The following is a 22,676-nucleotide window of genomic DNA, read 5'->3' on the forward strand; positions in this document are numbered from 1 at the left end:
CATGCTGCGAATCAGTCAGTACCTGCGCACCCTCGCCGGCCAATGCCCGCCGCCGCGCACCTCGCCCCCTGGCAGAGAGCGGCCGCCGGTGGTGATCTGGAACCTGCTGCGGCGCTGCAATCTCACCTGCAAGCACTGCTACGCCACCAGCGCCGACAGCGTGTTTCGCGATGAACTCGACACCCCGGCAGCATTGCGGGTGATCGACGATTTGCACGACGCCGGGGTTCGCGTGTTGATCCTGTCCGGGGGCGAGCCGCTGCTGCGCGAAGACCTCTTCGAGCTGAGCGCCTATGCCCGTGACAAAGGTTTTTTCGTCGCACTGTCGACCAACGGCACGCTGATTGATGAGCACAACATCCAGCAGATCGCCGACGCGCGCTTCGACTACGTGGGCATCAGCATCGACGGCCTGGAGGCGACCCACGACGCGTTTCGCCAACTGCACGGCAGTTTCCAGCGCTCCATGCACGCCATCCGCCTGTGCCGCGAAGCCGGGATTCGCGTGGGCCTGCGCACCACCCTGACCCAGGACAACCATGGGCAGCTCCCGCAGTTGCTGGCGCTGATGCGCACCTATGATGTACAGAAGTTCTACCTGTCACACCTCAACTACAGCGGGCGTGGCAAACGCAGCCGCCAACTGGATGCGCACCGGCAGATGAGCCGCGAGGCCATGGCGCTGATTTTCCAGCAGGCCTGGAGCGATATTCAACACGGCGTGGACAGTGATTTCGTCAGCGGCAACAACGACGCCGACGCCGTGCTGTTGCTGCAATGGGTGCACCAGCACCTGCCCGAACACTACCCGCAGCTTGAACACCTGCTGCACGGCTGGGGCGGCAATGCCTCGGGCAGCGGCATCGCCAATATCGACAACACCGGCGAGGTGCACCCGGACACCTACTGGTGGCAGCAATCGGTGGGCAATGTGCGCAACACCACCTTCCGCCAACTCTGGCTGGAGCAGCCCGACCCGTTGCTGCTACGCCTGCGCGAACACCCGCGCAGCATTGGCGGACGCTGCGCCGAGTGCCGCTGGCTGGCGATCTGCAACGGCAATACCCGCACCCGCGCCTGGGCCGATGGCGACCTGTGGGGCCCGGACCCCGGTTGCTACTTCAGCGACGCCGAGATCGCGCGCCAGCCGCTCAACCTGATCCCTTGCTCGACTACCCGGTGACACAACCGGGGGCCGCCTACCTGATGATGAACCAAGGACGTCGCATGCACACTTCAACTGCCCAACCTTCAATTGGCCTGCCGGCCAGTCTGCACAGCCCCTTGCACCCCGGCGAAGTCGCGTTGGTGGGCGCCGGCCCCGGTGACCCGCGCCTGCTGACCCTGCGCGCCTGGAGCCTGTTGATGCAGGCCGACGCCGTGGTGTTCGACCGGCTGATCAGTGCCGAACTGCTCGCGCTGATCCCGTTGACCTGCGCCCGTCATTACGTGGGCAAGGCCAGCGGTTGCCACAGCCTGCCCCAGGATCAACTCAATGAACTGCTGGCTGAGTTGGCCGACCAGGGCCAACGGGTGGTGCGCCTCAAGGGCGGCGACCCGTTTATCTTCGGGCGCGGCGCCGAGGAGCTGGAGTACCTGCTCGCGCGCGGTATCCCGTGCCAGGTGGTGCCGGGCATCACCGCCGCCGCCGGCTGCAGCGCCTATGCCGGTATCCCGCTGACCCACCGCGAGCTGGTCAATTCGTGCCGCTTCGTCACCGGCCACCTGCAACGCGACGGCGCGTTGAAACTGCCATGGGCCAGCCTGGCCGAGCCGAGCCAGACCCTGGTGTTCTACATGGGCCTGTCGAACCTGGCACTGATCGCCGAGCATTTGGTGGCGGCCGGTTTGCCCGCAGATACGCCGGCCGCCCTGATCAGCAACGGTGCGCGCGCCGATCAACAGGTGGCCCGTGGCACCCTGCGCCAGTTGCCCACCCTGGCCGCCGACTGCGAACCCGGCGTACCGACGCTGACGGTGATCGGCCACGTCGTCAACCTGTTTGCCGACGCCGCCCTGCACTTCCCCGCCAGCCTGGCACCGGCCCGTGAAGCGGTGGCGGTATGAAGCGCCTGCTGCTGGTGCCGCTGCTGTGGGCCACGGCCGCGCACGCTACGCCCGCGCAGGACTACCGCCAGTATTGCGAAAGCTGCCACGGGCTTAATCGCATCGGCGCCACCGGCCCGGCGCTGCTGCCGGAGAGCCTGGGGCGGATCAAGCCGGATGAAGTGCGCAAGGTCATCGAACACGGCCGGCCCGCCAGCCAGATGGCCGCGTTCAGTGCGCAACTGAGCGCCGCGCAGATGGATGGGCTGGCGCAGTTTCTGCAACAGCCGCCTGACTCACCGGCGACCTGGAACGAGCATGACATCCGCACCAGCCACAGCGTGCTGGCGGACCTGCGCCAATTGCCGAGCACGCCGCAGCATCACGCCGACCCGCTCAACCTGTTTGTGGTGGTGGAATCCGGCGACCATCACATGGATATTCTCGACGGCGACACCTTTGCCGTGCTGGACCGTTTCCCCACCCATTTCGCGGTGCACGGCGGGCCGAAATTCTCCCCGGACGGACGCTTTGTGTACTTCGCCTCGCGGGACGGCTGGATCAGCCAGTACGACCTGCACAACCTCAAGCTGATCGCCGAGATCCGCGTGGGCCTCAACACCCGCAACCTGGCGGTGAGCAAGGATGGGCGCTGGGTGCTGGCGGGCAATTACCTGCCGGGCAACCTGGTGCTGCTGGATGCCCGCGACCTGTCGCTGGTCAAGACCCTGGACACCGGCTCACGGGTCAGTGCGGTGTACACCGCGCCACCGCGCAACAGCTTTATCGTCGCGCTCAAGGACGTGAACGAGGTCTGGGAATTGCCCTATGCAGATGCCCGCCCCAGTTTCGAGCCCCGGCGCATCCAGGCCCAGGATGTGCTCGACGACTTCTCGTTCTCGCCCGATTACCGCCAATTGATCGCCACCTCCCGCAAGGCCGGCGGCGGCCAGGTGATCGACCTGGACAGCGGCCGTGTGGTCACCGATATCCCGCTGTCCGGCATGCCGCACCTGGGTTCCGGGACGTATTGGCAACGCAACGGGCAATGGGTGTTTGCCACGCCGAATATCAGCAAGGGGCAAATCTCGGTGATCGACCTCAAGACCTGGAGCCTGATCAAACAGATTCCCACCCTCGGGCCGGGCTTTTTCATGCGCAGCCATGTGAACTCGCGCTATGTGTGGAGCGACGTGTTTTTCGGGCCGGACAATGATGCGATTCATCTGATCGACAAGCAGACATTGGAGATCGCCCACACCCTGCGGCCGATGCCGGGCAAGACGGCGGCCCACGTGGAATTCACCCGGGATGGGCGGTATGTGTTGCTGAGCATCTGGGCCACGGAGGGGGCGCTGATTGTGTATGACAGCCAGACGCTCGAGGAGGTGAAGCGCATTCCCATGAATAAGCCGTCGGGCAAGTACAACGTGGGCAATAAGGTGGAGTTTGCGGAAGGGACATCGCATTGAACACGGGTGACAGGCAGGAAGCAGCCAGGTCATAGAGCGCATGGGCACCGCTGATCCCCTCTGGGAGATGTCGAGCTTCAGCGAGGCTTCCATGGCGGCGGCACAGTTGATAGAGGTGCTGGCTGACCCACCGCCATCGGGAGCAAGTCGAATCGTCGCACCGCCCCTCCCACATTTGAGCCCGGTTGGCAGGTGGGAAGTTGCCCGGCTGTAGATCTCGTGGGCACCGCTGATCCCCTGTGGGAGATGTCGAGCTTCAGCGAGGCTTCGATGGCGGCGGCACAGTTGATAGAGGGGCTGGCTGACCCACCGCTATCGGGAGCAAGTCGAATCGTCGCACCGCCCCTCCCACATTTGAGCTCGGTTGGCAGGTGGGAAGTTGCCCGGTTGTAGATCTCGTGGGCACCGCTGATCCCCTGTGGGAGATGTCGAGCTTCAGCGAGGCTTCGATGACGGCGGCACAGTTGATAGAGGTGCTGGCTGACCCACCGCTATCGGGAGCAAGTCGAATCGTCGCACCGCCCCTCCCACATTTGAATGTTGTTGACAGGTAGAAAACGTCCGGCCGTAGGTCTGATGGGCACCGCTGATCCCCTGTGGGAGATGTCGAGCTTCAGCGAGGCTTCGATGGCGGTGGCAGGGTTGGTAGAGGTGTTGGCTGACACACTGCTATCGGGCTGCGTGGTGGGTCAGACGGTGCGGGAGAATTGGCCTTTGTGGGCACCGCCCAGGTAGGCGTCGAAGGCCATGGCCACGCTGCGTACCATCAGTTGGCCCTTGGGCAGCAGTTGCAGCGCGTCGTCCCGAACCAGCAACAGCCCGTCCGCCACTTGCTCGTCCAACTGCGTCAACGCTTGGGCAAAATACTCATTGAAGCGAATGCCATGGGCCGCTTCCACCTGGGCGACATCGACGCGGCCGTCGCACATCAACCCATTGATCACCTCGCGGCGCAGTACGTCGTCGGGGTTGAGCCGGTAACCGCGTTGCACCGGCAGCATGCCCGCATCGATGCGCGCGTAGTACTGGGACAGTTCCTTGACGCTCTGGCTGTAGCTGTCGCCGACCTTGCCGATGGCCGATACGCCCAGGCCGATCAAGTCGCAATCGGCATGGGTGGAGTAACCCTGGAAGTTACGTTGCAGGCTGCCGTTGACGCGGGCCAGTGCCAACTCATCGTCGGGCAGGGCGAAATGGTCCATGCCGATGTAGACATACCCGGCCTCGGTGAGGCGGCGAATGGTCAGTTCCAGCAGCTCCAGCTTGCGTGCCGGGGGTGGCATGTCTTCGGGGCGGATCATGCGCTGGGCGCGGATCTGGCTTGGCAGGTGCGCGTAGCTGTAGGCGGCCACGCGGTCGGGGCGCAGGGCGATCAGCTTGCTCAGGGTTACGTCGAAGCTGGCCACGGTTTGCAGGGGCAGGCCGTAGATCAGGTCGACACTCACCGACTTGAAGCGCGCCTCGCGGGCCGCCGCCACCAGTTGCAGGATCTGCGCTTCGCTTTGCACGCGATTGACGGCGGCCTGGACGTCGGGGTCGAAGTCCTGCACGCCGAAGCTCAGGCGATTGAAGCCCAGGCGGCGCAGGGTGTTGATGCGCTCGAGGCTGATGGTGCGCGGGTCGACCTCAATGGAGAACTCATGGGCGTCGCTGTCATCCAGGCTGAAGTTGTCCGCCAGGCAGGCCATCAGTTCGGCCAGTTGCGCATCGTCCAGATACGTCGGGGTGCCGCCGCCCAGGTGCAATTGGGTCAGGCGTCGCGAGCGCTCGAACAGCGCGCCCTGCATCTGGATCTCGCGCTTGAGGTACGCCACATACTCGACGGCGCGATGGGTCTTGCGGGTGATGATCTTGTGGCAGCCGCAGTAGTAGCAAAGGCTCTGGCAGAACGGAATATGGATGTACATCGACAACGCCTTGGGCGCGGCGAGTTGGTGACTGGCGCGCACGGCCTGGTGATAGTCGTCCAGGGCAAACGCGCTGTTGAACTGCGGCGCGGTCGGGTACGAGGTGTAGCGCGGCCCCGGGCGGTCGTATTTGTGCACCAGGGCACGGTCGAACTCAAACGCCGTCATGGTCGATCACCTCGTCGTTGGCGCTGACGGGGGTGGTCAGGGGCTCGGTGACGTACAGACGCGCCGGGTCGGCGGTTTCGTGAAACCTGCCACAACAGGTGGCGAGCTGGCCGTTGCTCAGCTGGGCGCAGTACTCACGGGCATCCAGGGTGTTCTGGACACACAGCGTGTCGATCTGGCTGATGGCCCCCAGGCCAAAGCCGATGTGATCGCAGTAGCCGTGCAGGGTGAAGCCTTCGCAATTACGGCTGAGGCGACCGCGCTCCTGGGCCTGTTTGAGGTCATCGTCGGTGCGCGCGAACTGGCCCAGGCCGATGTAGTGATACCCGGCGGCGGCCAGGTGTTCAAAGCCGCTGCGGCGCATGGCGCGTTTATCCGCCGTGCTGCAAAACGCCTGGGATTGACAGCCCTGATAGCGCACTGGTGGCTGGGCGTAATCGAACAGTTGCAGGCGGTCAGGCTCCAGGGCAATCAGGCTGGCCAGTTTCTGCTCGAAACTGGCCGGCGTCTGCCAGGCATGGCCGTAGCCGAGGTCGATGTTCACCGAGCGAAAGCCAAAGGTGCGCGCCGCATCCACCAGCGATTCGATAGGCGCCGGGTCCTGGTAGCGCGCCTGGCACAGCGGTCCCTCGCGACTGACGTCGGGCACGCCGATGCTGGCATGGTTGAAGCCCTGGTCGCGCAACAGGCCCATGGTGGCCCAGTCGATGTGCCAGGGGTCGAGGTCGATTCGGTAGTCGCCACGGTCGTGGTCGAGAAAGTTGAAGCGGCTGTGCAGGTGTTCCAGCAACGTACACACCTGCTCGATCGTCGGCGTGGTGCCGCGCAGGTGAAAGTGCTCGACCGGTTGGCGCGGGCCGAGCTGGCAGCCGATCAACTGGATTTCCTCGGTGAGGCTGCGCAGGTAGTCGGCGCCGCCGTCAACCGCCGGCCACTGCAGGTTCAACGCCAGGGGCCGCTGGCGCTGGCGACTGTCGCGCAGGGCACGCAACAGGTCGAGGGAACCCACACCGCCATGGAAGCGGCGCGTGTCCGCATCGCAGGCCAGGTCCAGCACGCCCTGGCCCTGACGAAAGCGGGTGGGATGAAGATGGGTGCGCATGGCGGACTCCGGAGCGGGCGGCGGTGGTGCATTGTCCGGTGCGACTGGTCGGCGCACCTTGATATGCATCAAGGTCGTTACCAACTGAGGTAAAACATGCCCTTGGCCAGCAACACAATGGCGACCATGTGCGCGAACAGGCTCAGGTGAATAAAGCGGCTATAGCGCGCGCTGACCTTGCCCCAGCGCATCCGCGCCATGGTCACCAGAAAGTGCAGCAATACGCTGGCGGCCAGGATCAACTTGAGGCTCAGCAACGTGCCGAACGAGGACGCCAACGGTGCCGCCAACGCCGGCAGATAACGCAGCCAGACCATGCCGAGCCCGGCGCCGAACAGCACCAGCAACACCCACGGCATCACTACCCGGGCGCGCCGGCCGACGCCCTGCTCCACCAGCACCATCACCCGAATCGGCAAGTGCTGGTGCAGGTGCCCCAGGATCAGCACCTCGAAAAACACCGTGCCGATAAAGATCAGCGCGGCGAACAGGTGGGCCAATAGCAACAGGAGGTAGAGCATGGAGGCCTCGCAGAGGGACCGGCCAGTGAGGACCCTCAGTGTGCGGACTTGCGCAGGCCGTGGCCTTGATGCCGATCAAGCGCGGTTCACGGCAGCGGCAACCAGCGGTTGAATTCGCCCAGGTGCGTCAGCGGGCTCCAGGCAAACTCCCACGCTGGAGCGGGCAGCACCTGTTGTTCGGCAGCCGCGAACCGAGCGTCCTTCCAATCGAACACCTTCGACCCGCGCCACGCCAGGACGATGCCCAGCGCAGGGCTCTGATCGGTACTGATCCAGCGCGCTGCGGCGGCGGCCATGAAGGCCTCGATGGGCTCGTCGCCAATCTGCGCGCGATACGCCGAGCCCAACAGCCAACGACAGACGCTCAAGTGATACGTCCAGTCCTGGGCCGGGCGGTTGCGATAGGCCCAGGTCATAAAGCTGCGAAACAGGTTCAGGCCTTCGGGCGGGTCGAGCTTGAGCAGCGTCGGGCAGATGTCGAACACGGTGTGCCAATACGGCAACAGGCGTGCATCCAGGTGCACAAAGCAGCGGGCATTGCTGGGGTAGTCCGGGCGTGCCGGTTCCACGCGCGGGCGGCGGGACGCCTGGCTGACCAGGCGGCTGGCGCCTGCAGGCAAGTGATGGTTCATAAAGCGCACTCACAGTCGTGACGATAGAACGCCCCCTGGTCACAGGAGGCCCAAGGCACACGTCAGAATGCGGGGGATGCGCGGGGGTTGGCCGAGGGCCAGGAATAACGCGGCGGTGCCTTGTTGCGCCGTTCATGGGCCGGGCGCGGGGTTTGCCCCAGGCCCAGCAACCAGGCCAGGCCGATCAGGAACACCAGCGCGACGGTCACGGCGTTGCACACCGGGCAGGCAAAGTAGTTCGAGATGTTACTGGAAGACGGCGCGCCCAGCCCTTTGTCGGAAAGTGGCGCCTGTTGGCCGTCCACTCCACAGAACGCGCCACCGATCCCGTTGAGCTGCTGGCCGGTCATCTGGCCATGGCCCAAACCGCACACGAACAGGTTCATCAGCACGCAGAAGTACAGGGTCCAGACGATCAGGGAACGGTCGGGGTGGCTCGATTTCATGGCGGCGACTGTACCACCAGCGGTGCAAAAGGATGAAATCCAGCGTGCCCCTGTGGCAGAACGTCGCAGATTACGCGGGCTGGCCAGGGTTGGTAGACTTGGCGCCCTCCTCGTTTACTCCTATTCAAAGCCCGCCGAGTTGATTTCGCGCAATGCGGGCGTTTCACAGGATGCACCGTTGATGAGTACGTTATTCACCCGCCGCAAGGTCCTGACCGGCATGGGCCTGTTGGGCCTGGGCCTGCTGGCCGGTTGTGACAACAGCCCCAAGTTGAACTTCAAGTACGGCAAGGACTTGAGCGACAAGATCATGGGCCGCACCTTCAAGCTCAAGAACACCGAGGGCGACACCGTCACCCTCAGTTCCTACCGTGGCCTGATGCCGGTGGTGTTCTTCGGTTTCACCCAGTGCCCGGCCGTGTGCCCGACCACGCTGGCCCGCGCCGCCCAGGCCAAGAAACTGATGGGCCGCGACGGCGAGATCATGCAGGTGATCTTTATCACCCTGGACCCGGAACGCGATACGCCGGAGATTCTCGACAAGTACGTCAAGGCCTTCGACCCCAGCTTCGAAGCGCTGTATGGCACCCCGGAAGAAATCGCCGTGGCCGCCAAGGAGTTCGGGATCTTCTATGAAAAGATCCCCGCCGGCGACACCTACACCCTGTCCCACACGGCCACCAGTTTTGTCTTCGACACCCGTGGCAACCTGCGCCTGGGGTTGCAGGCATCCCTTACCGCTAAAGAGTGCGCAGAAGACCTGCTCACCGTCATGGAGGTCTGCTAATGACTGCCGTTCAACACCTCAAGCGCTTCACCCTTGGCCTCACCCTGCTGGGCCTCACCGCCCACGCCAGTGCCCAGGTGCAAGTCACCGACGCCTGGGTGCGCGCCTCGGTGCCGGGCCAACCGTCCAGCGGGGCATTCATGACCGTGACCGCCGACAGCGACAGCAAGCTGCTCAGCGTGGCCTCGCCGGTGGCCAAGGATGTGCAGATCCATGAGATGAGCATGAAGGACGACGTGATGCGCATGGCCCCCGTGGACTCGGTGGCCCTGCCGACGGGCAAGGCAGTCAAGCTCGACCCGGACGGCTACCACGTGATGCTGATGGGCCTGACCGGCCAGATCAAGGAAGGTGACCAGGTGCCGCTGACCCTGACGGTGCAGGACGCCAAGGGCGAAAAGCAGACCGTTGAGGTCCAGGCCACGGCGCGTGGGCTGGATGGCATGGACCATAGCAAGATGCATTGATACAGCGGATTTAAGGGGGTGCCTGTTCCTGTGGCAAGCCCTAACGGCAGGCAGTTAAGGGCGAACACCGTACCTGTGGCGAGGGAGCTTGCTCCCGTTGGGCCGCGAAGTGGCCCCCGCTCTTTGTTTGAAAAAACGGGACTGCTGCGCAGTCCAACGGGAGAAAGCCCTTATCAAACTTGAAATAACTAACTGATTTTAAAGGGTTAAAATTTCACACTGAAGTCTTGAGTCCTGCATAAATAATTTCAGGCGAGCGCATTCTTGTGGTGAGCGGGCTTGTCGAATCGTCGCACCGCCCGCTCACCACAGAGTTATGTGTCAGCCTTTAAGAGTTGTGTAGATACCTATGCCCCGATAGCAGTGTGTCAGCCAGTACATTCGGGGCAGACAGTACGCTATCGGGGCAAGCCCCCTCCCACAGTTTTGTCCGCGCCAGGCTTGGTGGTGGGTGCTGTTTTCGATGCATGTTGGTCAGGGCCATGACGTTCAAGAGGCAGTGTGGAACCCGCCAAAGCGGGTTTCCTCACTGCTCAAGTCACATTAACTCACCGTAAACACATCCGCCACGTCCTGGACCAGGATCCGGGCGGTATTGGCGACGGTGCAACCGATTGGCAGAACGACTGCTCGGCCTGAGTGCTTGATAGGATTAAACTGCCAAAGCGGGAGCAAGCTCCCTCACCTCCCTTATTCATTCACCCGGGCGGGCAACGGAAATCCATGACGGAAGGACCCATGCTGGAAATAAAACGCGCCACCCCCACCGACGCCAACGCCGCTTTTGACATCCGCCGCGCAGCCATTCGCAGCCAATGCATCGGTGCCTACACCGCTGAACAAATGGCGCTCTGGACCCGTGGCAAGGCCGAGGACGGCTACAGCGCGCTGATGGAAAAACCGTTCTACCTGGGCTGGTTGAACGGTGAGCCGATCGCCACTGGCATGCTCGACCCGGCCAACAACGAAGTCGGCGCGCTGTTCGTGTTGCCCGCATTTACCGGATGCGGGTATGGCAAGGCGATGCTGGATCACCTTGAGCAGGTCGCGCGGGAACTGGCGATTGAAGAGGTGGTGCTGGACGCGACGTTGAATGCCGCGAGTTTTTATCGCGCGTGCGGCTATGTGGGCGATGAACAGGCGATTTATCACTCGCCGTCGGGGTTGCGGTTGGCGTGTATTCCGATGAAAAAACAGATGGGTTGAAACGGAGTTCCAACCAAAAAAGCGCCATTGGCTTGTTACGCAATAATCTACTCCGCCCGTCACCCGCAAAGTCTGGTCAATAACCGGCGATGTTATAGTCCCGGCGCTTTTTTACCTTTTGATCGCGCCGGGAGGCCCTAGGAGACTCCGCATGAACCTCTACACCGCAGGCTACGAAGGACTGTCTATCGACGCATTCATCGCGCGACTCAGGCAGGCCGGGATCGACAAGGTGCTGGATGTGCGTGAATACCCGCTGTCGCGAAAAAAAGGCTTCTCCAAAAATGCCTTTGCCCAATGCCTGGCTGCGGAGGGGATCGCCTATGAGCACATCCGGTCGCTCGGCTGCCCGAAGCCCATACGCAAGCAATACAAGGAAGACGGTAATTGGGCCACCTATGCGCGTGAGTTCAGGGCTTATATCCGCACCCAAGGCACTGTGTTGAGCGAGCTGCTTTGCAGCGCGGTTGAACTGCGTATCTGCATGGTCTGCTATGAGGCGGACGCAAGTTTTTGCCATCGCAGTTTGATCGCCGAAGCCGCGCAGGAAGTGGAGCCGTCGCTGGATGTTCAGCATCTGCCGGTCAAAACAACGCTATTTGTTGATCGTCTTCGTTCTGTCGCTTAGGCGGATAGATCAAGCTTATAATCAGCCACTGTTTGGGAAAACGATGGATCGTGCCCATCAACAGCATGAGGTCTTTGTCGGGTAGATCGGTTTCCAGCTTGTGCCGAAAGGGGGCTTCCCAACCTTTTACACCGTGTTTGCGATACACGTTTCTAAAGAGTTGACTGGCTTCCCAGTCGACAATTTTGTGGATATGGGTTTTCAGCTCACCGTCGACCAAACACTCATAAACGTAATGAAAGTCGAAGGGCACTTTCTCCAGGCGCTTGATGCTGGCGTGTTCCTGCTCTTCAAACAGGCTGGGTTGGCGTTGCATCGATTGCAGCTTGTCAATTTCCTCTGGGGTCCATTCTGTAGATGCTGATTTCTGGATGCGTAACGCTGCGATGCGTGCCGGCCTGATCAGGCCTAGCGTGACGTTATGCTCAATCCTGGCCTTTTCCAGTGCGTCAAAACTTTCATAAACCATCAGTCTGTCCAGCAAGACTTGTCTTTCGTACCAATCGCCTGCGGGCAGGGCCCTGCCCACACAAATACTGTCCACGCCGATCTTATGGCTTTCTGGCCTGCGGTCCGCCGGGCTGCGTTCTACAGAGGCTTCGATCCATTGCCACTTGGCAAACTGCTGATCGCTAGTCACCAAGCGAAACGGTACGGGATACAGCCGTATGAGATTGCCGGCCTCATCCATCCCCGCAACGCAGGATGTTTCGGCATATTTTGCGCTCGGGGAAGGGTAGGTTTTGCACAGGATCAAGATTCGAACTTTGCGTTTCATGGGGGTCATATCCAGAAGTCTTTTCTGAACTGTATCCAGACATCGGAAAGCTGCCAGACAGACTTGTAACGGCACATGCACACATGACGAAGCACGTCGATTTCTGATGCTACGCCACCACCCGTGCCGATAAGTCAGCTCCCGCTGGGGATCTCCATCAGTGACGCAAATGCACGCGCAAGCTCTCGATCACCTGCTTAACCGACAGCCCTTTGATCACCGGCGGCATCAGGCTTTCACCCAACTCCCGCCACACAAACAGCGTCAGTTCCGCGCCATCGGTGAGGGTTTTGGCCAGGTCCTGGGAACCCAAATCCTGCAACCGCCGATAACGCTCGTCCCGCCAGAACGCGTCTTCCACCCAGTCATACACCGGGATGAAATGAAAGTGCAGCGGGAACCCCGGCAGATGCCCATAGCGGCTGATATACAACCACTTGGGCTTGAGTTGCGCCTCCATGACACGCTGGGTTTTCGCCAGCAGTCCACCCAGTTCGGCCAGCGCTGCATCCGGCATATCGGCGAGGGAATCAACAGGCGCCTTAGCACCCAGCATCAGGTAACCCGGCAGCTTCGAAGCCAGGTGATGGTTGAGCAGCCAGTGCTCGGTCTCAAACAGGATGTAGGCGGGGTCGATCTGCATCAGTGCGCGTCCTTGGGAGCAAGGTCGGCAGGATAACAAGCACGCACGCCTGTATCCCACAAAACCACGGGATCTGTGTCTACCCCATGCAGCCTCAGCCCGATAGCTTCCCGTCACGACCACCCACGACCGAGCAAACCATGGAACTCACCGCTGTCCCGTTTGGCATCACCGACTGGTCCACCGTCGAACCCGAGCTTCACCCCGGCGTCAGCGGCAGTGCCTCATGGCGCACCTGCCACTTCGGCACCACCCGCGTGCGCAGAGTGGATTACAGCCCCGGCTACCTGGCCGATCACTGGTGCCGGCGCGGGCATGTGCTGCTGTGCCTGGAAGGCGAGTTGCACACCGAGCTGGAAGACGGCCGCCGGTTCACGCTGACGGCCGGGATGAGTTATCAGGTGGGCAATGACATGGAGGCGCATCGTTCCTCGACGAGTGTCGGGGCGAAGCTATTTATCGTGGATTGAAGGGTGACCTTTGTGGCGAGGGAGGTGCCACTACCTCTTCGACGTAGCGCTGTCGCGCAGCAAACTGGGACCTCTGTGGCGAGCGGGCTTGTCGAATCGTCGCACCGCCCGCGTTGGGGTGCGAAGCGCCCCTGATGAAGACAGATGTGGTGTATCAGACACTCCTCTGCGCCTGGTTTTGGGGCTGCTGCGCAGCCCAACGCGGGACAAGCCCGCTCACCACAGGAGCCTAATTGCCATAGATTCCGTATTCACTGGAAGTTGTGTAGATACCCATGGCCATCGGGGGCAAGCCCCCTCCCACAATTTCGATCTGTGTTCTGCGCAGAGTCCCAGCGAGGCCGTTATGATGTGGCCTTTCGCTCAACGCCCCAGGAAACGCCCATGCCCGCCCTCACCTTGCGCAACGCCCTCCCCGCCGACGCCGCCCGTTGCTTTGAAATTGAAATCACCGCCTACGAGGGCGACGAAGCCGCGACCCTGGAAAAGATCGCCACGCGCATTGCCCTATACCCGCAAGGTTTTTTGATCCTGGAAGCCGATGGCGAAGTGGCAGGTTTTATCAACAGCGGCTGTGCCCACGAAGTGGTGATGTCGGACGAGGCGTTCAAGGAACTGGTGGGGCATTCGGCCGAGGCGCCGAATGTGGTGATCATGTCGGTGGTGGTCGACCCGGCGCATCAGGGCAAGGGGTATTCCAAGGTGCTGATGAGCGAGTTCGTGCAGCGCATGCACGCCATGGGCAAGCGCACGATTCACCTGATGTGCAAGGAACAGCATGTGCCGTTGTACACCCGCATGGGCTACACCTACATGCAGCCGTCACCCTCGGATCATGGCGGCATGGCCTGGCATGAGATGCTGATGACGCTTTAACCAACGGAGGGTTTCGCAATGACCGCAGCGCTTATTGAAGTCAGCGACCAGGCCAATCCCGACGCCGAGCGTATGCTCGGCAACGGCCTGGCTGCGTTCAACGAAGGTATCGCCGGCTACAACGATCGCCTGCCTCTGACGGTATTGCTCAAAGATCCCGATACCCGGCAGATCGTCGGCGGCATCACCGGCAAAACCACCCTGGGCATGGCTTTTCTCGACCTGTTCCACCTGCCCGAGACCCTGCGCGGCACAGGCCTCGGCAGCCGATTGCTGCACGCCTTTGAGCACGAAGCCCGGCGTCGCGGCTGCGCGAACGCGGTGCTCTATACCCTCAGTTTTCAGGCACCGGGCTTTTATGAAAAGCATGGGTGGGTGCGGTTCGGGGAAGTCCCATGTGAACCGGCAGGCAGCAGTCGCGTGTTTCTGTCCAAGCGGCTGTAACGTCCAAGGCTTTGCCCGACAGCCGCTTGCAGCCTGGCGTCACGCCGAACAACCGCCGATTACCAACTCCCCGACGCCCCGCCACCGCCACTGGAACCACCGCCCCCCGAGGAACTGCTGCTGGAGCTGGAGCCACTGGAGCCCGAACCGGAACCACCGCCCGAACCGGACCCCGAGCCGGAACTGGCGATGCTCTGCACAAACACGATAAACGCCACAAAGGAGGCCACTGGAATCGCCACGATCCAGCCCTGATACCCGTGCCCCAGCAGTGTCGCCGCAGCGACGTAGATGGCCATGACCGCCAGCGCACGCAGGAGGAAAAAGCGCGGGCGCTTTTTCCAGGATGCCCTGATGACGAAGAACAACCCGAGGTACAAGCCCAGCACCAACGCCGCGCCAAACGGCCACACCAGCCAATGGATATAGCTGACCTCCACGAACCGGTTGGCGATCACCACCCCGGCGATGTAGGCCAACAGCCCTATCACGCAGTAGAACGCCGTGCGCGCCAGCCACAAGGCGCCGAAGGTGGCGCCGCCGATCAGGAGGGTCAGCGGCAGTACCAGCAGGTACATCGGCCATTCCCGGCCACCGGCGAATACCACCAGCGCCACGGTAACGGCTGCGGTGGCGATCAGCGCCCCACGCCAGCCGAGCTTGCGCGCCGCGACCAGCACGCCGCCGACGGCACCGCACAAGAACGCCAGCAACACCGCAAGCGCCTCAAGACTGCCGCCCTGCCCGGCCACTTGCGGCAAGTCACCGCCATCCACCAGGACAACCAGGTCGTTCACGCCCTGCTCGACACCGCCGGCATAGTCGCCCTGGCGAAAGGCCGGGGTGATGTGTTCTTCAATAATCCGGTGGGCCAGCAGGTCGGTCACCGTGCCCTCCAGGCCATAGCCCACCTCGATGCGCACCTTGCGATCGTCCTTGGCCACCACCAGCAGGATGCCGTCGTTGACATCCTTGCGCCCCAGTTTCCAGGCGCGGAACAGTTGGTTGGCGTAGTCCTCGATGCTCGCGCCACGGGTGGTGGGCACCAGCAACACCGCCACCTGCGCGCCTTTGCGCTGCTCAAGGGCGGCGAGCTGGTCTTGCAGACGGGTGGTGGTGGCGGCGTCGAGGGTGTTAGTGAGGTCGATCACCCGCTGGTCGAGGGCCACGCCGATGGGCGACGTCTCGGCCTGGGCGGTGATAAACAGGCCGGCGGACATCAATACCAGCAGACTCAAGACGGATTGCCGCAACCACCGCATCATGTTTGTTACCTGAAGTTTCTTCCTGAAGGCGCCGACTTTACCCTATCGGCGCTATAACGCGTGACCCAAAGCCATCGACTATCTAAACTGCAGCACACCTAGCAATACGCCATAACTTCGAGATCCCCATGGGCCTACTCCAGCGCAACAACGTCAACGTGATGAGTGACGGGCCCTCGACCCTGGTGTTTTCCCATGGTTTTGGCTGCAACCAGGCCATGTGGAACTACCTCGCGCCGCAGTTCAAAGAGCGTTTTCGCGTGGTGATGTATGACCTTGTGGGCGCAGGTCTCTCCGACCTCAACGCCTTTGACAAGGCCAAGTACAGCGCGCTGGACGGCTATGCCCGCGACTTGAACGAGATCATCGACGCCTTTGCCGAGGGCCCGGTGATTCTGGTGGGGCACTCGGTCAGTGCGATGATCGGCACCCTAGCCGACCGCCTGGCCCCCGGCCGTGTCGCAGCCCATGTAATGATCGGACCGTCGCCACGCTATCTCGATGCCGACGGCTACGTGGGCGGTTTCAAACGCGCCGACATCGACGACCTGCTCGACACCCTCGACAGCAACTACCTCGGCTGGTCCAGCGCCATGGCCCCGGTGATCATGGGCGCCCCCGGCCAACCGGCGCTGAGCGACGAGCTGACCGAGAGTTTCTGCCGCACCGAGCCGGAGATCGCCAGGCAGTTCGCGCGCGTGACCTTTATGTCGGACAACCGCCAGGACGTGATCGGCCTGCCCACCCCGGTGCTGATCCTGCAATCGAGTGACGACCTGATCGCCCCGGTGGCCGTGGGTGAATACCTGCACAGCGTGCTGCCCAACAGCACCTATTGCCTGGTGGACAACGTCGGCCATTGCCCGCACATGAGCGCGCCGCAGGCCTGCACGGCGGCCATGGACGCCTTCCTGGTGCCCTGGATGGCCGCACGTGCCGGCTGATCTGTTCGACAGTGCCGCCTGCGCCCTGGCCGTCACCACGGAAGATGGCACGATCCAGCAGGCCAACGCGCGCTTCAGCGACTGGCTGGGGTTCAGCATCGCCGAGCTGCATGGCCGGCGCTTCCAAGACCTGCTGAGCATGGGCGGGAGGATCTTCCACCAGACCCACCTGGCGCCGATGCTGCGCATGCACGGCAGCGTCACCGAGGTGAAGCTGGACCTGCTGCACCGCGACGGCCACAAGCTGACCGTGCTGCTCAACGGCAACAAACGCGAACAGGCCGGCGCCGTGGTGTACGACCTGGCGCTGTTCGGCACCACCGACCGCGACAAGTACGAGCGCGAGCTGCTCAACGCGCGCCACCTGGCCGAAGCGCTGTTGCAGGAAAAAACCGCCACCGAAGTCGCGCTGCAACAAGCCCAGGCCGAACTGAACGAGGCCTACGCCATCGCCCAGCGTCGCGCCCTGTTTGCCGAGCAGATGGTCGCGATTGTCAGCCATGACCTGAAAAACCCGCTCACGGCGATCCGCATGGCCTCGGACTTTCTCAGCCGTGGCGAACGCACACCCAAGGAGCGCCAACTGCTGGGGCATATCGGCCAGTCCTCCGAGCGCGCGCAACGCATGATCGCCGACCTGCTGGACTTTACCCAGGCACGGGTCGGCCAGGGCATCACCATCAAGGCGGCGCCGCTGGACCTGCACGAGGTGATCCATCGCGCGGTGGACGAACTGCGCGTGGCGTTCCCCAAGGCAACGCTGGAGCATCACGCACAGGGCCGTGGCGACGCCTGCCTGGATGCCGATCGCGTGCAGCAGATCATCGGCAACCTGGTGGCTAACAGCGTGGCCTATGGTGACCCGCGACGGCCGATCACCATCACCTCGCGCCTGGATGCCGGCGCTTGCGAAGTGGCGGTGCACAACCACGGCACGGCGATTCCGGCAGGTTTGCTGGCCGGGCTGTTCGAGCCCATGACCCGTGGCACCGACCAGGGCAGCGACGTGCGCAGTGTGGGCCTGGGCCTGTATATCGTGCGGGAGTTGGCCAAGGTCCATGGCGGCGATGTGGCGGTGAGTTCCTGTGCCACGGCCGGCACCACCTTCACGGTGACGTTTCAGAACAGGTAGGCGCTGCCCTGCATGATCGGCTCCACACTGCCCGTCAACACCACACCGCCCTGCCCGTCCCAACACACCGTGACCGTACCGCCGTCGCACTGCACCTGCACCGTGGCATCCAGCAAGCCACGGCGGATGCCATTGACCACCGCGCCGCAGCAGCACGAACCGGAGCCCAACGGCACGCCGCCGCCACGCTCCCAAATGCGCAGGCGGATATGCCCACGGTCGAGCACCTGCACGAAATGCACATTGGTCCTGGCCGGGAACAGCGGGTGAATTTCCAGCGCCGGGCCGACGGCGGCCGGATCGATGGCGTTGATGTCGGCCACAAAAAACGTGCAATGGGGGTTGCCCATGCTGCACGCCGCCGGGTTGCCCGCCAGCGGTAACGTACCCGTATCCATGGCCTCGGCCAGCGGCACGGCCGACCAGTCCAGCGACGGCTCACCCATGTTGACCGACACTTGACGATCCGCTACCCGCACGCAGGTCAGCAGGCCCCGGTCGGTGCGCAGCACAACCGAATCGCTGCGGGTTTCATGCATCAAGCGGTCGGCCACCCCGCGCGTGGCGCTGCCACAGGCTTGCAGCGGCGTGCCATTGGGGTTCCAGAACTTGATGCGCGCAGCGGCGTCTTCGCAGTCGAGCACCACGGCCAATTGATTAAAGCCGATACCGGTGTGGCGATTGCCCAGGCGGCGGGCGACCTCGGGGGTAACAGGGTCGTCCAGGCCACGGCGGTCGATAATGATGAAATCGTCGCCGTGGGCGTGCATCTTTGTGAACGGCAAGGTCATGGGCTGTCCTGGGGTCGACCGGTGGGGGAACTGGAGGATACCCTGAACCGACCCAAGCTTATCGAGAGTCAAGCATGCTTATCGTCTTCAGCGGCCTGCCCGGCACCGGCAAAACCACGATTGCCCGCGAGTTGGCGCGCCAGACCGGTGCGGTTTACCTGCGCATCGATGTGATCGAGCAGGCGATTCGCGACGCGGGCGTATTGGCGGGTGATGTCGGTGCCAGCGGTTACGGCGTGGCGAATGCGCTGGCGCTGAGTAACTTGCAGTTGGGCCATAGGGTCGTCGCCGATTGCGTGAACCCGGTCAAGGAGAGTCGGGCAGCCTGGACAGCGACGGCCGCGACGGCAGACGTGGCGCTGGTCAATATTCAGGTGGTGTGTACAGACGCACAGGAACACCGGCGCCGGGTGGAAACCCGTAGGGGCGACATTCCTGGGTTGACGCCGCCGACTTGGCAGTCGGTATCGGCGCATGAATATGAGCGTTGGGACCAACCCGTGTTGACCCTGGACACGGCCTCCGTGACAGCTACCGAGGCCGTCACGTCAATCGTTGCCCACACGGCAATGCCCTAGAGCACACTCCCCATCGCCTTCATCAACACCAGGTCGCGCCCATAAATATCCGGCGCATACACCAGGTCACCCTGGCCGTCGACCTGCACCGTCCAGTAGCCCAACAGCACCGGCACCGGGGTGGCCAGCCGGAATTCATGGGTCACGCCGGTGGCCAGCAGTTCATCGGTGCGCGCGCGTTCGGCCGGGCTGACCAGCAGGTCGCGCAGCAGCAGCGGTTGTTCGACCCGCACGCAACCGGAGCTGAACGCCCGCGGGCCCTTGGTGAACAGCGGTTGGCTGGGGGTGTCGTGCAGGTACACCGAGTACGGGTTGGGGAAGCGCATCACGATCTTGCCCAGTGGGTTGCGCGGGCCCGCTTCCTGGCGCAGGAGGATATTGCCGGGGCGCGCCCAGTCGATATTTTCCGGCGCCAGCGGGTGGCCTTCGGCGTCGAGCACTTGCAGGTTCTGCTGGCGCAGGTACTCGGGGTTGAGGCGGATGGCCGGGAGTTTGTCCTCGCGCATGATGGTGGGCGGGATGGTCCAGGTGGGGTTGAGGGTCAACCGGGTGATGCGTGACTTGAGCAGCGGCGTCTGGCGTTCGGCGCGGCCCACTTGCAGGCGGGTCTGCCACACCGGGATGCCGCTCTGGTACACGCTCAGTTGCGCGGCGGCGACGTTGACCAGTACGCCTTCGGGCTCCAGGTCCTGGGCCAGCCAGCGGAAACGCTCGAGGTTGATGCGCAGTTGTTCGCGGCGCATGGCCGGGCTGATATTGAGTTCGGCCACGGTGCCGGCACCGATCACGCCGTCCGATTGCAGGGAGTGGCTGAGCTGGAAGGCCTTCACCGCGGTGACCAGTTCCGGACCGTATTGTTTGCCCGCGCCCTTGGGCTCGACAGACAGGTAGCCACCGCTGTGGAGCCGACGGGCCAGTTCCGGGACACGCGGGTCGTCCATGCCGGGGCGCAATAACGGGCCGCTGCCGACCGGATCCCAATGGGGCAAGGGTTGCAGGCGGACCGTGGAATAGGCGTTGCGCAGGCTGCGGTACAGGTCGGCGCTGGGGCGCGCCTGGTCAAAGGCTTGCGCCATGTTTTGCAGGCCGAGGGCAGCGAGGGCCAGCACTTCGGTGTCGGGGTCGCGGGTGGGCGGCTGCGAATGCCACAGCGGTTCGAAGCGCGATTGCTGCAGGCGCCCGTAATGCAGATCCTGCAGGGCTTGCAGGTAGTGCTGGCTGATGTCGATGTCGCTGCACAGCACATTGGCCGTGGCATCCGCCGCAGGCAGACTATAGTGGGTGGGGTCCAGCCCGTCATCGGCGAGCAGCTGCAATTGGGCGTGCAGTGCCTCGCGGCGATCGTTGGCGGACCACAGCGGCCCATTCCCCTGCTGCTGGTAGAACGCCTGCAGGCGCAGTTGGGCGGCGGCGTCTATCTGCGCGGCAAGGCCGGGGCAGACACCCGGCATTTGCGCCAGTGCCTGTTGCAGCGGGGCCAGTTCGACCGGCGCCGGCGTGGTGACCGGCAATGGCTCGACCGGCAGCACGTCGGCTGTGGCGACCAATGGTGCAACGAGCAGGCAAATGCTCAAGTAACATGCGTGTTTTTTGAACAATAGCTTTGCTCCAATCCACAGTGGGGGGGATGTACTGTAGATGCTGACTTTTATGTGCCGCCTCGGTTTGGTCACCGTGGGCCTGGCTTTACTGAGCACTATTACGCTCGCCGCCAATGGCAACCCTCCTTCCTTGTATAGCAGCCTGGCGCGCTCGGCTCCAGAACTCAATCCCACGGTACTGAAAAGCGCCCTGAACGCCGTGCAATGCGCCGTCAATAATGGCGAGGAACGCTCCGAGCGCCTGGCCGTGATTGACTATTCCCAACCTTCAACCGCCCGTCGGCTGTGGATCTTCGACCTGCGCAAGAAAACCCTGGTGCTGCGCGACCTGGTGGCCCACGGCGCAAAGTCCGGGGAAAACTTCGCCACCCAATTCTCCAACCTGGAAGGCAGCCATCAATCCAGCCTGGGCCTGTTCCGCACCCAGGAAAGCTACCTCGGCACCCATGGCTACTCGCTGCGCATGGACGGCCTGGAGCCGGGGTTCAATGACCAGGCCCGCGACCGCGCCATCGTGATTCACGCCGCCGACTACGTCAGCCCCTTGTGGAGCAAGCGCGAAGGCCGCATCGGCCGCAGCCAGGGTTGCCCGGCCGTGCGCCCGCAGGTGGCACGCCAGGTGGTGGACAAGCTCAAGGATGGGCAGTTCATGTTTTCGTGGTACCCCGACCAACGTTGGTTGAAGTCCTCGACGTACCTCAATTGCAAACCCCAGCAGGTGGCGAGTAGTCGTACAATCCGTGGCGGTTAGCCTGTCCCCACAGATAAAAGAGAGCTTCGCATGCTTCTACATCAATCGACCTGGATCGAGATCGGGCAGTTCCTGGAACGCAGCCGCACGGTGGTGATCCCCATCGGTTCCAACGAACAACACGGCCCCACCGGCCTGCTGGGTACCGACTGGATGTGCCCGGAAATCATCGCACATGAGGCGCAAAAGAACGCCGACATCCTCATCGGCCCGACCTTCAATATCGGCATGGCCCAGCACCACCTGGGTTTCCCCGGCACCATTTCCCTGCGCCCTTCCACTTTTATCGCTGCGATTGGCGACTGGGTGCGCTCGCTGGCCGGGCATGGCTTCGACAAGATCCTGTTCCTGAACGGCCACGGCGGCAATATCGCCACGATTGAAGCGGCGTTTTCCGAGCTGTACGCCGAGGCGAGCTTCGGCCGTCGCCCTGCCGGGTTTGCGTTGAAGCTGGTGAACTGGTGGGACCTGGAAGGCGTTACTGACCTGGCGCACCGCCAATTCCCGGTGGGCCATGGCAGCCATGCGACGCCTTCGGAAATCGCGGTGACGCAGTGGGCGTACCCGGACGCGATCAAGTCGGCCGACTACTCCCCGCAGATCGCCAACACCGGGCCGATCCGTGAAGCCCTGGACTTCCGCGCCCGCTTCCCCGACGGGCGCATGGGCTCGGACCCGGCGCTGGCGACGGTGGAGAAAGGTGGGGAGTTGGTGGCGCTGGCGGCTCAAGGGCTGGTGAAAACGGTTAACAGCTTCAGCAATGAAGCCAGACCTTAGGCCTTATGCAGATTCAAATGTGGGAGGGGGCTTGCCCCAATGCCAGTCAGTTAAGGAGGAACACTGTAACTGTGGTGAGCGGGCTTGCCCGCGTTGGGGCGCGAAGCGGCCCTAAAACCCGCAACCCGGTTCAGCCTGGAAGAATGCAGTGACTGTATTGGGGCCGCTTCGCGCCCCAGCGCGGGGCAAGCCCGCTCACTACGACGGGCTTGTTTACCACCATCAGCGTTGTTTCATGCGGTCG

Annotated in this window: 25 protein-coding genes; 15 read left to right on the top strand and 10 right to left on the bottom strand. The window is 63.0% G+C overall.

The window, feature by feature from the left end:
- Nucleotide 1 precedes the first annotated feature (1 nt).
- From nirJ to V3W40_RS06385, 3 genes are read left to right on the top strand one after another with little or no spacing between them, the layout of a single operon-like run.
- The gene (gene nirJ, locus V3W40_RS06375) at nucleotides 2–1,183 is read left to right on the top strand and encodes a heme d1 biosynthesis radical SAM protein NirJ (protein ID WP_065924627.1); all 1,182 of its coding nucleotides are present in this window, start codon (nucleotides 2–4) and stop codon (nucleotides 1,181–1,183) included.
- Nucleotides 1,184–1,227: 44 nt separating this feature from the next.
- Nucleotides 1,228–2,067: a uroporphyrinogen-III C-methyltransferase gene (gene cobA / locus V3W40_RS06380; protein WP_330214661.1), complete on the top strand. Its 840-nt coding sequence runs from the start codon at nucleotides 1,228–1,230 to the stop codon at nucleotides 2,065–2,067.
- Complete coding sequence (locus V3W40_RS06385; protein ID WP_330214662.1) at nucleotides 2,064–3,518, top strand: cytochrome D1 domain-containing protein; 1,455 nt, start codon at nucleotides 2,064–2,066, stop codon at nucleotides 3,516–3,518. The genes cobA and V3W40_RS06385 overlap by 4 nt, the downstream gene beginning before the upstream one ends.
- A gap of 689 nt (nucleotides 3,519–4,207) precedes the next feature.
- Here the strand turns inward: V3W40_RS06385 and hemN are convergent.
- The 5 genes from hemN to V3W40_RS06410 form a co-directional block, all read right to left on the bottom strand.
- Nucleotides 4,208–5,593 (bottom strand): oxygen-independent coproporphyrinogen III oxidase, encoded by a 1,386-nt coding sequence (gene hemN / locus V3W40_RS06390; protein WP_065948121.1) that lies wholly within the window; start codon nucleotides 5,591–5,593, stop codon nucleotides 4,208–4,210.
- Nucleotides 5,580–6,695: a coproporphyrinogen III oxidase gene (locus tag V3W40_RS06395; RefSeq protein ID WP_330214663.1), complete on the bottom strand. Its 1,116-nt coding sequence runs from the start codon at nucleotides 6,693–6,695 to the stop codon at nucleotides 5,580–5,582. Before V3W40_RS06395 ends, hemN begins: the two co-directional genes overlap by 14 nt.
- A 77-nt stretch (nucleotides 6,696–6,772) precedes the next feature.
- A complete protein-coding gene (locus tag V3W40_RS06400) occupies nucleotides 6,773–7,216 on the bottom strand; it encodes a CopD family copper resistance protein (RefSeq protein WP_065948120.1) in 444 nt (147 codons plus the stop codon).
- Between the two features lie 86 nt (nucleotides 7,217–7,302).
- Nucleotides 7,303–7,848 (bottom strand): putative natural product biosynthesis protein, encoded by a 546-nt coding sequence (locus V3W40_RS06405; protein ID WP_330214664.1) that lies wholly within the window; start codon nucleotides 7,846–7,848, stop codon nucleotides 7,303–7,305.
- Nucleotides 7,849–7,910: 62 nt separating this feature from the next.
- Nucleotides 7,911–8,294, bottom strand: coding sequence for a DUF2946 domain-containing protein (locus tag V3W40_RS06410; RefSeq protein WP_065924620.1), 384 nt, complete (start codon nucleotides 8,292–8,294; stop codon nucleotides 7,911–7,913).
- Nucleotides 8,295–8,475: 181 nt separating this feature from the next.
- Between V3W40_RS06410 and V3W40_RS06415 the strand changes: the two genes are divergently transcribed.
- From V3W40_RS06415 to V3W40_RS06430, 4 genes are all read left to right on the top strand, one after another.
- Complete coding sequence (locus tag V3W40_RS06415) at nucleotides 8,476–9,081, top strand: SCO family protein (RefSeq protein WP_024074981.1); 606 nt, start codon at nucleotides 8,476–8,478, stop codon at nucleotides 9,079–9,081.
- Nucleotides 9,081–9,548 (top strand): copper chaperone PCu(A)C, encoded by a 468-nt coding sequence (locus V3W40_RS06420; RefSeq protein WP_330214665.1) that lies wholly within the window; start codon nucleotides 9,081–9,083, stop codon nucleotides 9,546–9,548. The genes V3W40_RS06415 and V3W40_RS06420 overlap by 1 nt, the downstream gene beginning before the upstream one ends.
- Before the next feature lie 738 nt (nucleotides 9,549–10,286).
- Nucleotides 10,287–10,754 (top strand): GNAT family N-acetyltransferase, encoded by a 468-nt coding sequence (locus tag V3W40_RS06425; protein ID WP_065948113.1) that lies wholly within the window; start codon nucleotides 10,287–10,289, stop codon nucleotides 10,752–10,754.
- Between the two features lie 151 nt (nucleotides 10,755–10,905).
- Nucleotides 10,906–11,382 (top strand): DUF488 domain-containing protein, encoded by a 477-nt coding sequence (locus tag V3W40_RS06430; protein WP_065948114.1) that lies wholly within the window; start codon nucleotides 10,906–10,908, stop codon nucleotides 11,380–11,382.
- Here the strand turns inward: V3W40_RS06430 and V3W40_RS06435 are convergent.
- Both V3W40_RS06435 and V3W40_RS06440 read right to left on the bottom strand, forming a co-directional pair.
- Entirely contained in the window at nucleotides 11,339–12,160 is an 822-nt protein-coding gene (locus V3W40_RS06435) for a hypothetical protein (protein ID WP_330214666.1), read from the bottom strand. The genes V3W40_RS06430 and V3W40_RS06435 overlap by 44 nt on opposite strands.
- A 157-nt stretch (nucleotides 12,161–12,317) precedes the next feature.
- The gene (locus V3W40_RS06440) at nucleotides 12,318–12,803 is read right to left on the bottom strand and encodes an HIT family protein (protein WP_330214667.1); all 486 of its coding nucleotides are present in this window, start codon (nucleotides 12,801–12,803) and stop codon (nucleotides 12,318–12,320) included.
- A gap of 140 nt (nucleotides 12,804–12,943) precedes the next feature.
- On the opposite strand from V3W40_RS06440, the gene V3W40_RS06445 reads away from it, so the two are divergent.
- The 3 genes from V3W40_RS06445 to V3W40_RS06455 all read left to right on the top strand — a co-directional run bounded on the left by V3W40_RS06445 (nucleotide 12,944) and on the right by V3W40_RS06455 (nucleotide 14,593).
- Entirely contained in the window at nucleotides 12,944–13,273 is a 330-nt protein-coding gene (locus tag V3W40_RS06445; protein WP_330214668.1) for a DHCW motif cupin fold protein, read from the top strand.
- A gap of 384 nt (nucleotides 13,274–13,657) precedes the next feature.
- Nucleotides 13,658–14,149 carry a GNAT family N-acetyltransferase gene (locus V3W40_RS06450; protein ID WP_323147416.1) on the top strand — a complete coding sequence of 164 codons (492 nt, stop codon included), beginning with the start codon at nucleotides 13,658–13,660 and terminating at the stop codon, nucleotides 14,147–14,149.
- A gap of 18 nt (nucleotides 14,150–14,167) precedes the next feature.
- Nucleotides 14,168–14,593 carry a GNAT family N-acetyltransferase gene (locus V3W40_RS06455; protein WP_065924614.1) on the top strand — a complete coding sequence of 142 codons (426 nt, stop codon included), beginning with the start codon at nucleotides 14,168–14,170 and terminating at the stop codon, nucleotides 14,591–14,593.
- 59 nt (nucleotides 14,594–14,652) lie between these two features.
- Here the strand turns inward: V3W40_RS06455 and V3W40_RS06460 are convergent, their stop codons facing one another.
- Nucleotides 14,653–15,858 carry a TPM domain-containing protein gene (locus tag V3W40_RS06460; protein ID WP_330214669.1) on the bottom strand — a complete coding sequence of 402 codons (1,206 nt, stop codon included), beginning with the start codon at nucleotides 15,856–15,858 and terminating at the stop codon, nucleotides 14,653–14,655.
- 128 nt (nucleotides 15,859–15,986) lie between these two features.
- Between V3W40_RS06460 and V3W40_RS06465 the strand changes: the two genes are divergently transcribed.
- Nucleotides 15,987–16,802 (top strand): alpha/beta fold hydrolase, encoded by an 816-nt coding sequence (locus V3W40_RS06465; protein ID WP_330214670.1) that lies wholly within the window; start codon nucleotides 15,987–15,989, stop codon nucleotides 16,800–16,802.
- The gene (locus tag V3W40_RS06470) at nucleotides 16,792–17,934 is read left to right on the top strand and encodes a PAS domain-containing sensor histidine kinase (protein WP_330214671.1); all 1,143 of its coding nucleotides are present in this window, start codon (nucleotides 16,792–16,794) and stop codon (nucleotides 17,932–17,934) included. Before V3W40_RS06465 ends, V3W40_RS06470 begins: the two co-directional genes overlap by 11 nt.
- Here V3W40_RS06470 and dapF read toward each other — a convergent pair.
- Nucleotides 17,922–18,725 carry a diaminopimelate epimerase gene (gene dapF / locus V3W40_RS06475; RefSeq protein ID WP_330214672.1) on the bottom strand — a complete coding sequence of 268 codons (804 nt, stop codon included), beginning with the start codon at nucleotides 18,723–18,725 and terminating at the stop codon, nucleotides 17,922–17,924. The two genes, V3W40_RS06470 and dapF, sit on opposite strands and share 13 nt — an antisense overlap.
- A gap of 74 nt (nucleotides 18,726–18,799) precedes the next feature.
- Between dapF and V3W40_RS06480 the strand changes: the two genes are divergently transcribed.
- Nucleotides 18,800–19,303 (top strand): AAA family ATPase, encoded by a 504-nt coding sequence (locus V3W40_RS06480; RefSeq protein ID WP_330214673.1) that lies wholly within the window; start codon nucleotides 18,800–18,802, stop codon nucleotides 19,301–19,303.
- Here V3W40_RS06480 and V3W40_RS06485 read toward each other — a convergent pair.
- Complete coding sequence (locus V3W40_RS06485) at nucleotides 19,300–20,901, bottom strand: L,D-transpeptidase family protein (RefSeq protein WP_330214674.1); 1,602 nt, start codon at nucleotides 20,899–20,901, stop codon at nucleotides 19,300–19,302. The two genes, V3W40_RS06480 and V3W40_RS06485, sit on opposite strands and share 4 nt — an antisense overlap.
- Nucleotides 20,902–20,941: 40 nt before the next feature.
- Here V3W40_RS06485 and V3W40_RS06490 point away from each other — a divergent pair, with 40 nt between their 5' ends.
- Both V3W40_RS06490 and V3W40_RS06495 read left to right on the top strand, forming a co-directional pair.
- Nucleotides 20,942–21,655, top strand: coding sequence for a murein L,D-transpeptidase catalytic domain family protein (locus tag V3W40_RS06490; RefSeq protein WP_053134289.1), 714 nt, complete (start codon nucleotides 20,942–20,944; stop codon nucleotides 21,653–21,655).
- Nucleotides 21,656–21,685: 30 nt separating this feature from the next.
- Nucleotides 21,686–22,432, top strand: coding sequence for a creatininase family protein (locus V3W40_RS06495; protein WP_027607227.1), 747 nt, complete (start codon nucleotides 21,686–21,688; stop codon nucleotides 22,430–22,432).
- Nucleotides 22,433–22,676: the final 244 nt, after the last annotated feature.

Origin of the sequence: Pseudomonas sp. AM8 (assembly GCF_036346475.1) — a bacterium.
In the GTDB taxonomy this organism is placed as follows: Bacteria; Pseudomonadota; Gammaproteobacteria; order Pseudomonadales; family Pseudomonadaceae; genus Aquipseudomonas; species Aquipseudomonas marginalis.

Excerpts from the sequence above, each read along its gene's own strand:
- V3W40_RS06385 (WP_330214662.1), top strand. The coding sequence starts at position 2,064 with ATGAAGCGCCTGCTGCTGGTGCCGCTGCTGTGGGCCACGGCCGCGCAC.
- V3W40_RS06435 (WP_330214666.1), bottom strand. The coding sequence starts at position 12,160 with ATGAAACGCAAAGTTCGAATCTTGATCCTGTGCAAAACCTACCCTTCC.
- V3W40_RS06400 (WP_065948120.1), bottom strand. The coding sequence starts at position 7,216 with ATGCTCTACCTCCTGTTGCTATTGGCCCACCTGTTCGCCGCGCTGATC.
- V3W40_RS06480 (WP_330214673.1), top strand. The coding sequence starts at position 18,800 with ATGCTTATCGTCTTCAGCGGCCTGCCCGGCACCGGCAAAACCACGATT.
- V3W40_RS06395 (WP_330214663.1), bottom strand. The coding sequence starts at position 6,695 with ATGCGCACCCATCTTCATCCCACCCGCTTTCGTCAGGGCCAGGGCGTG.
- V3W40_RS06490 (WP_053134289.1), top strand. The coding sequence starts at position 20,942 with ATGCTGACTTTTATGTGCCGCCTCGGTTTGGTCACCGTGGGCCTGGCT.
- V3W40_RS06420 (WP_330214665.1), top strand. The coding sequence starts at position 9,081 with ATGACTGCCGTTCAACACCTCAAGCGCTTCACCCTTGGCCTCACCCTG.
- dapF (WP_330214672.1), bottom strand. The coding sequence starts at position 18,725 with ATGACCTTGCCGTTCACAAAGATGCACGCCCACGGCGACGATTTCATC.
- V3W40_RS06410 (WP_065924620.1), bottom strand. The coding sequence starts at position 8,294 with ATGAAATCGAGCCACCCCGACCGTTCCCTGATCGTCTGGACCCTGTAC.
- V3W40_RS06405 (WP_330214664.1), bottom strand. The coding sequence starts at position 7,848 with ATGAACCATCACTTGCCTGCAGGCGCCAGCCGCCTGGTCAGCCAGGCG.
- V3W40_RS06425 (WP_065948113.1), top strand. The coding sequence starts at position 10,287 with ATGCTGGAAATAAAACGCGCCACCCCCACCGACGCCAACGCCGCTTTT.
- hemN (WP_065948121.1), bottom strand. The coding sequence starts at position 5,593 with ATGACGGCGTTTGAGTTCGACCGTGCCCTGGTGCACAAATACGACCGC.
- V3W40_RS06495 (WP_027607227.1), top strand. The coding sequence starts at position 21,686 with ATGCTTCTACATCAATCGACCTGGATCGAGATCGGGCAGTTCCTGGAA.
- nirJ (WP_065924627.1), top strand. The coding sequence starts at position 2 with ATGCTGCGAATCAGTCAGTACCTGCGCACCCTCGCCGGCCAATGCCCG.
- V3W40_RS06455 (WP_065924614.1), top strand. The coding sequence starts at position 14,168 with ATGACCGCAGCGCTTATTGAAGTCAGCGACCAGGCCAATCCCGACGCC.
- V3W40_RS06460 (WP_330214669.1), bottom strand. The coding sequence starts at position 15,858 with ATGATGCGGTGGTTGCGGCAATCCGTCTTGAGTCTGCTGGTATTGATG.
- V3W40_RS06430 (WP_065948114.1), top strand. The coding sequence starts at position 10,906 with ATGAACCTCTACACCGCAGGCTACGAAGGACTGTCTATCGACGCATTC.
- V3W40_RS06465 (WP_330214670.1), top strand. The coding sequence starts at position 15,987 with ATGGGCCTACTCCAGCGCAACAACGTCAACGTGATGAGTGACGGGCCC.
- V3W40_RS06445 (WP_330214668.1), top strand. The coding sequence starts at position 12,944 with ATGGAACTCACCGCTGTCCCGTTTGGCATCACCGACTGGTCCACCGTC.
- V3W40_RS06450 (WP_323147416.1), top strand. The coding sequence starts at position 13,658 with ATGCCCGCCCTCACCTTGCGCAACGCCCTCCCCGCCGACGCCGCCCGT.
- cobA (WP_330214661.1), top strand. The coding sequence starts at position 1,228 with ATGCACACTTCAACTGCCCAACCTTCAATTGGCCTGCCGGCCAGTCTG.
- V3W40_RS06415 (WP_024074981.1), top strand. The coding sequence starts at position 8,476 with ATGAGTACGTTATTCACCCGCCGCAAGGTCCTGACCGGCATGGGCCTG.
- V3W40_RS06440 (WP_330214667.1), bottom strand. The coding sequence starts at position 12,803 with ATGCAGATCGACCCCGCCTACATCCTGTTTGAGACCGAGCACTGGCTG.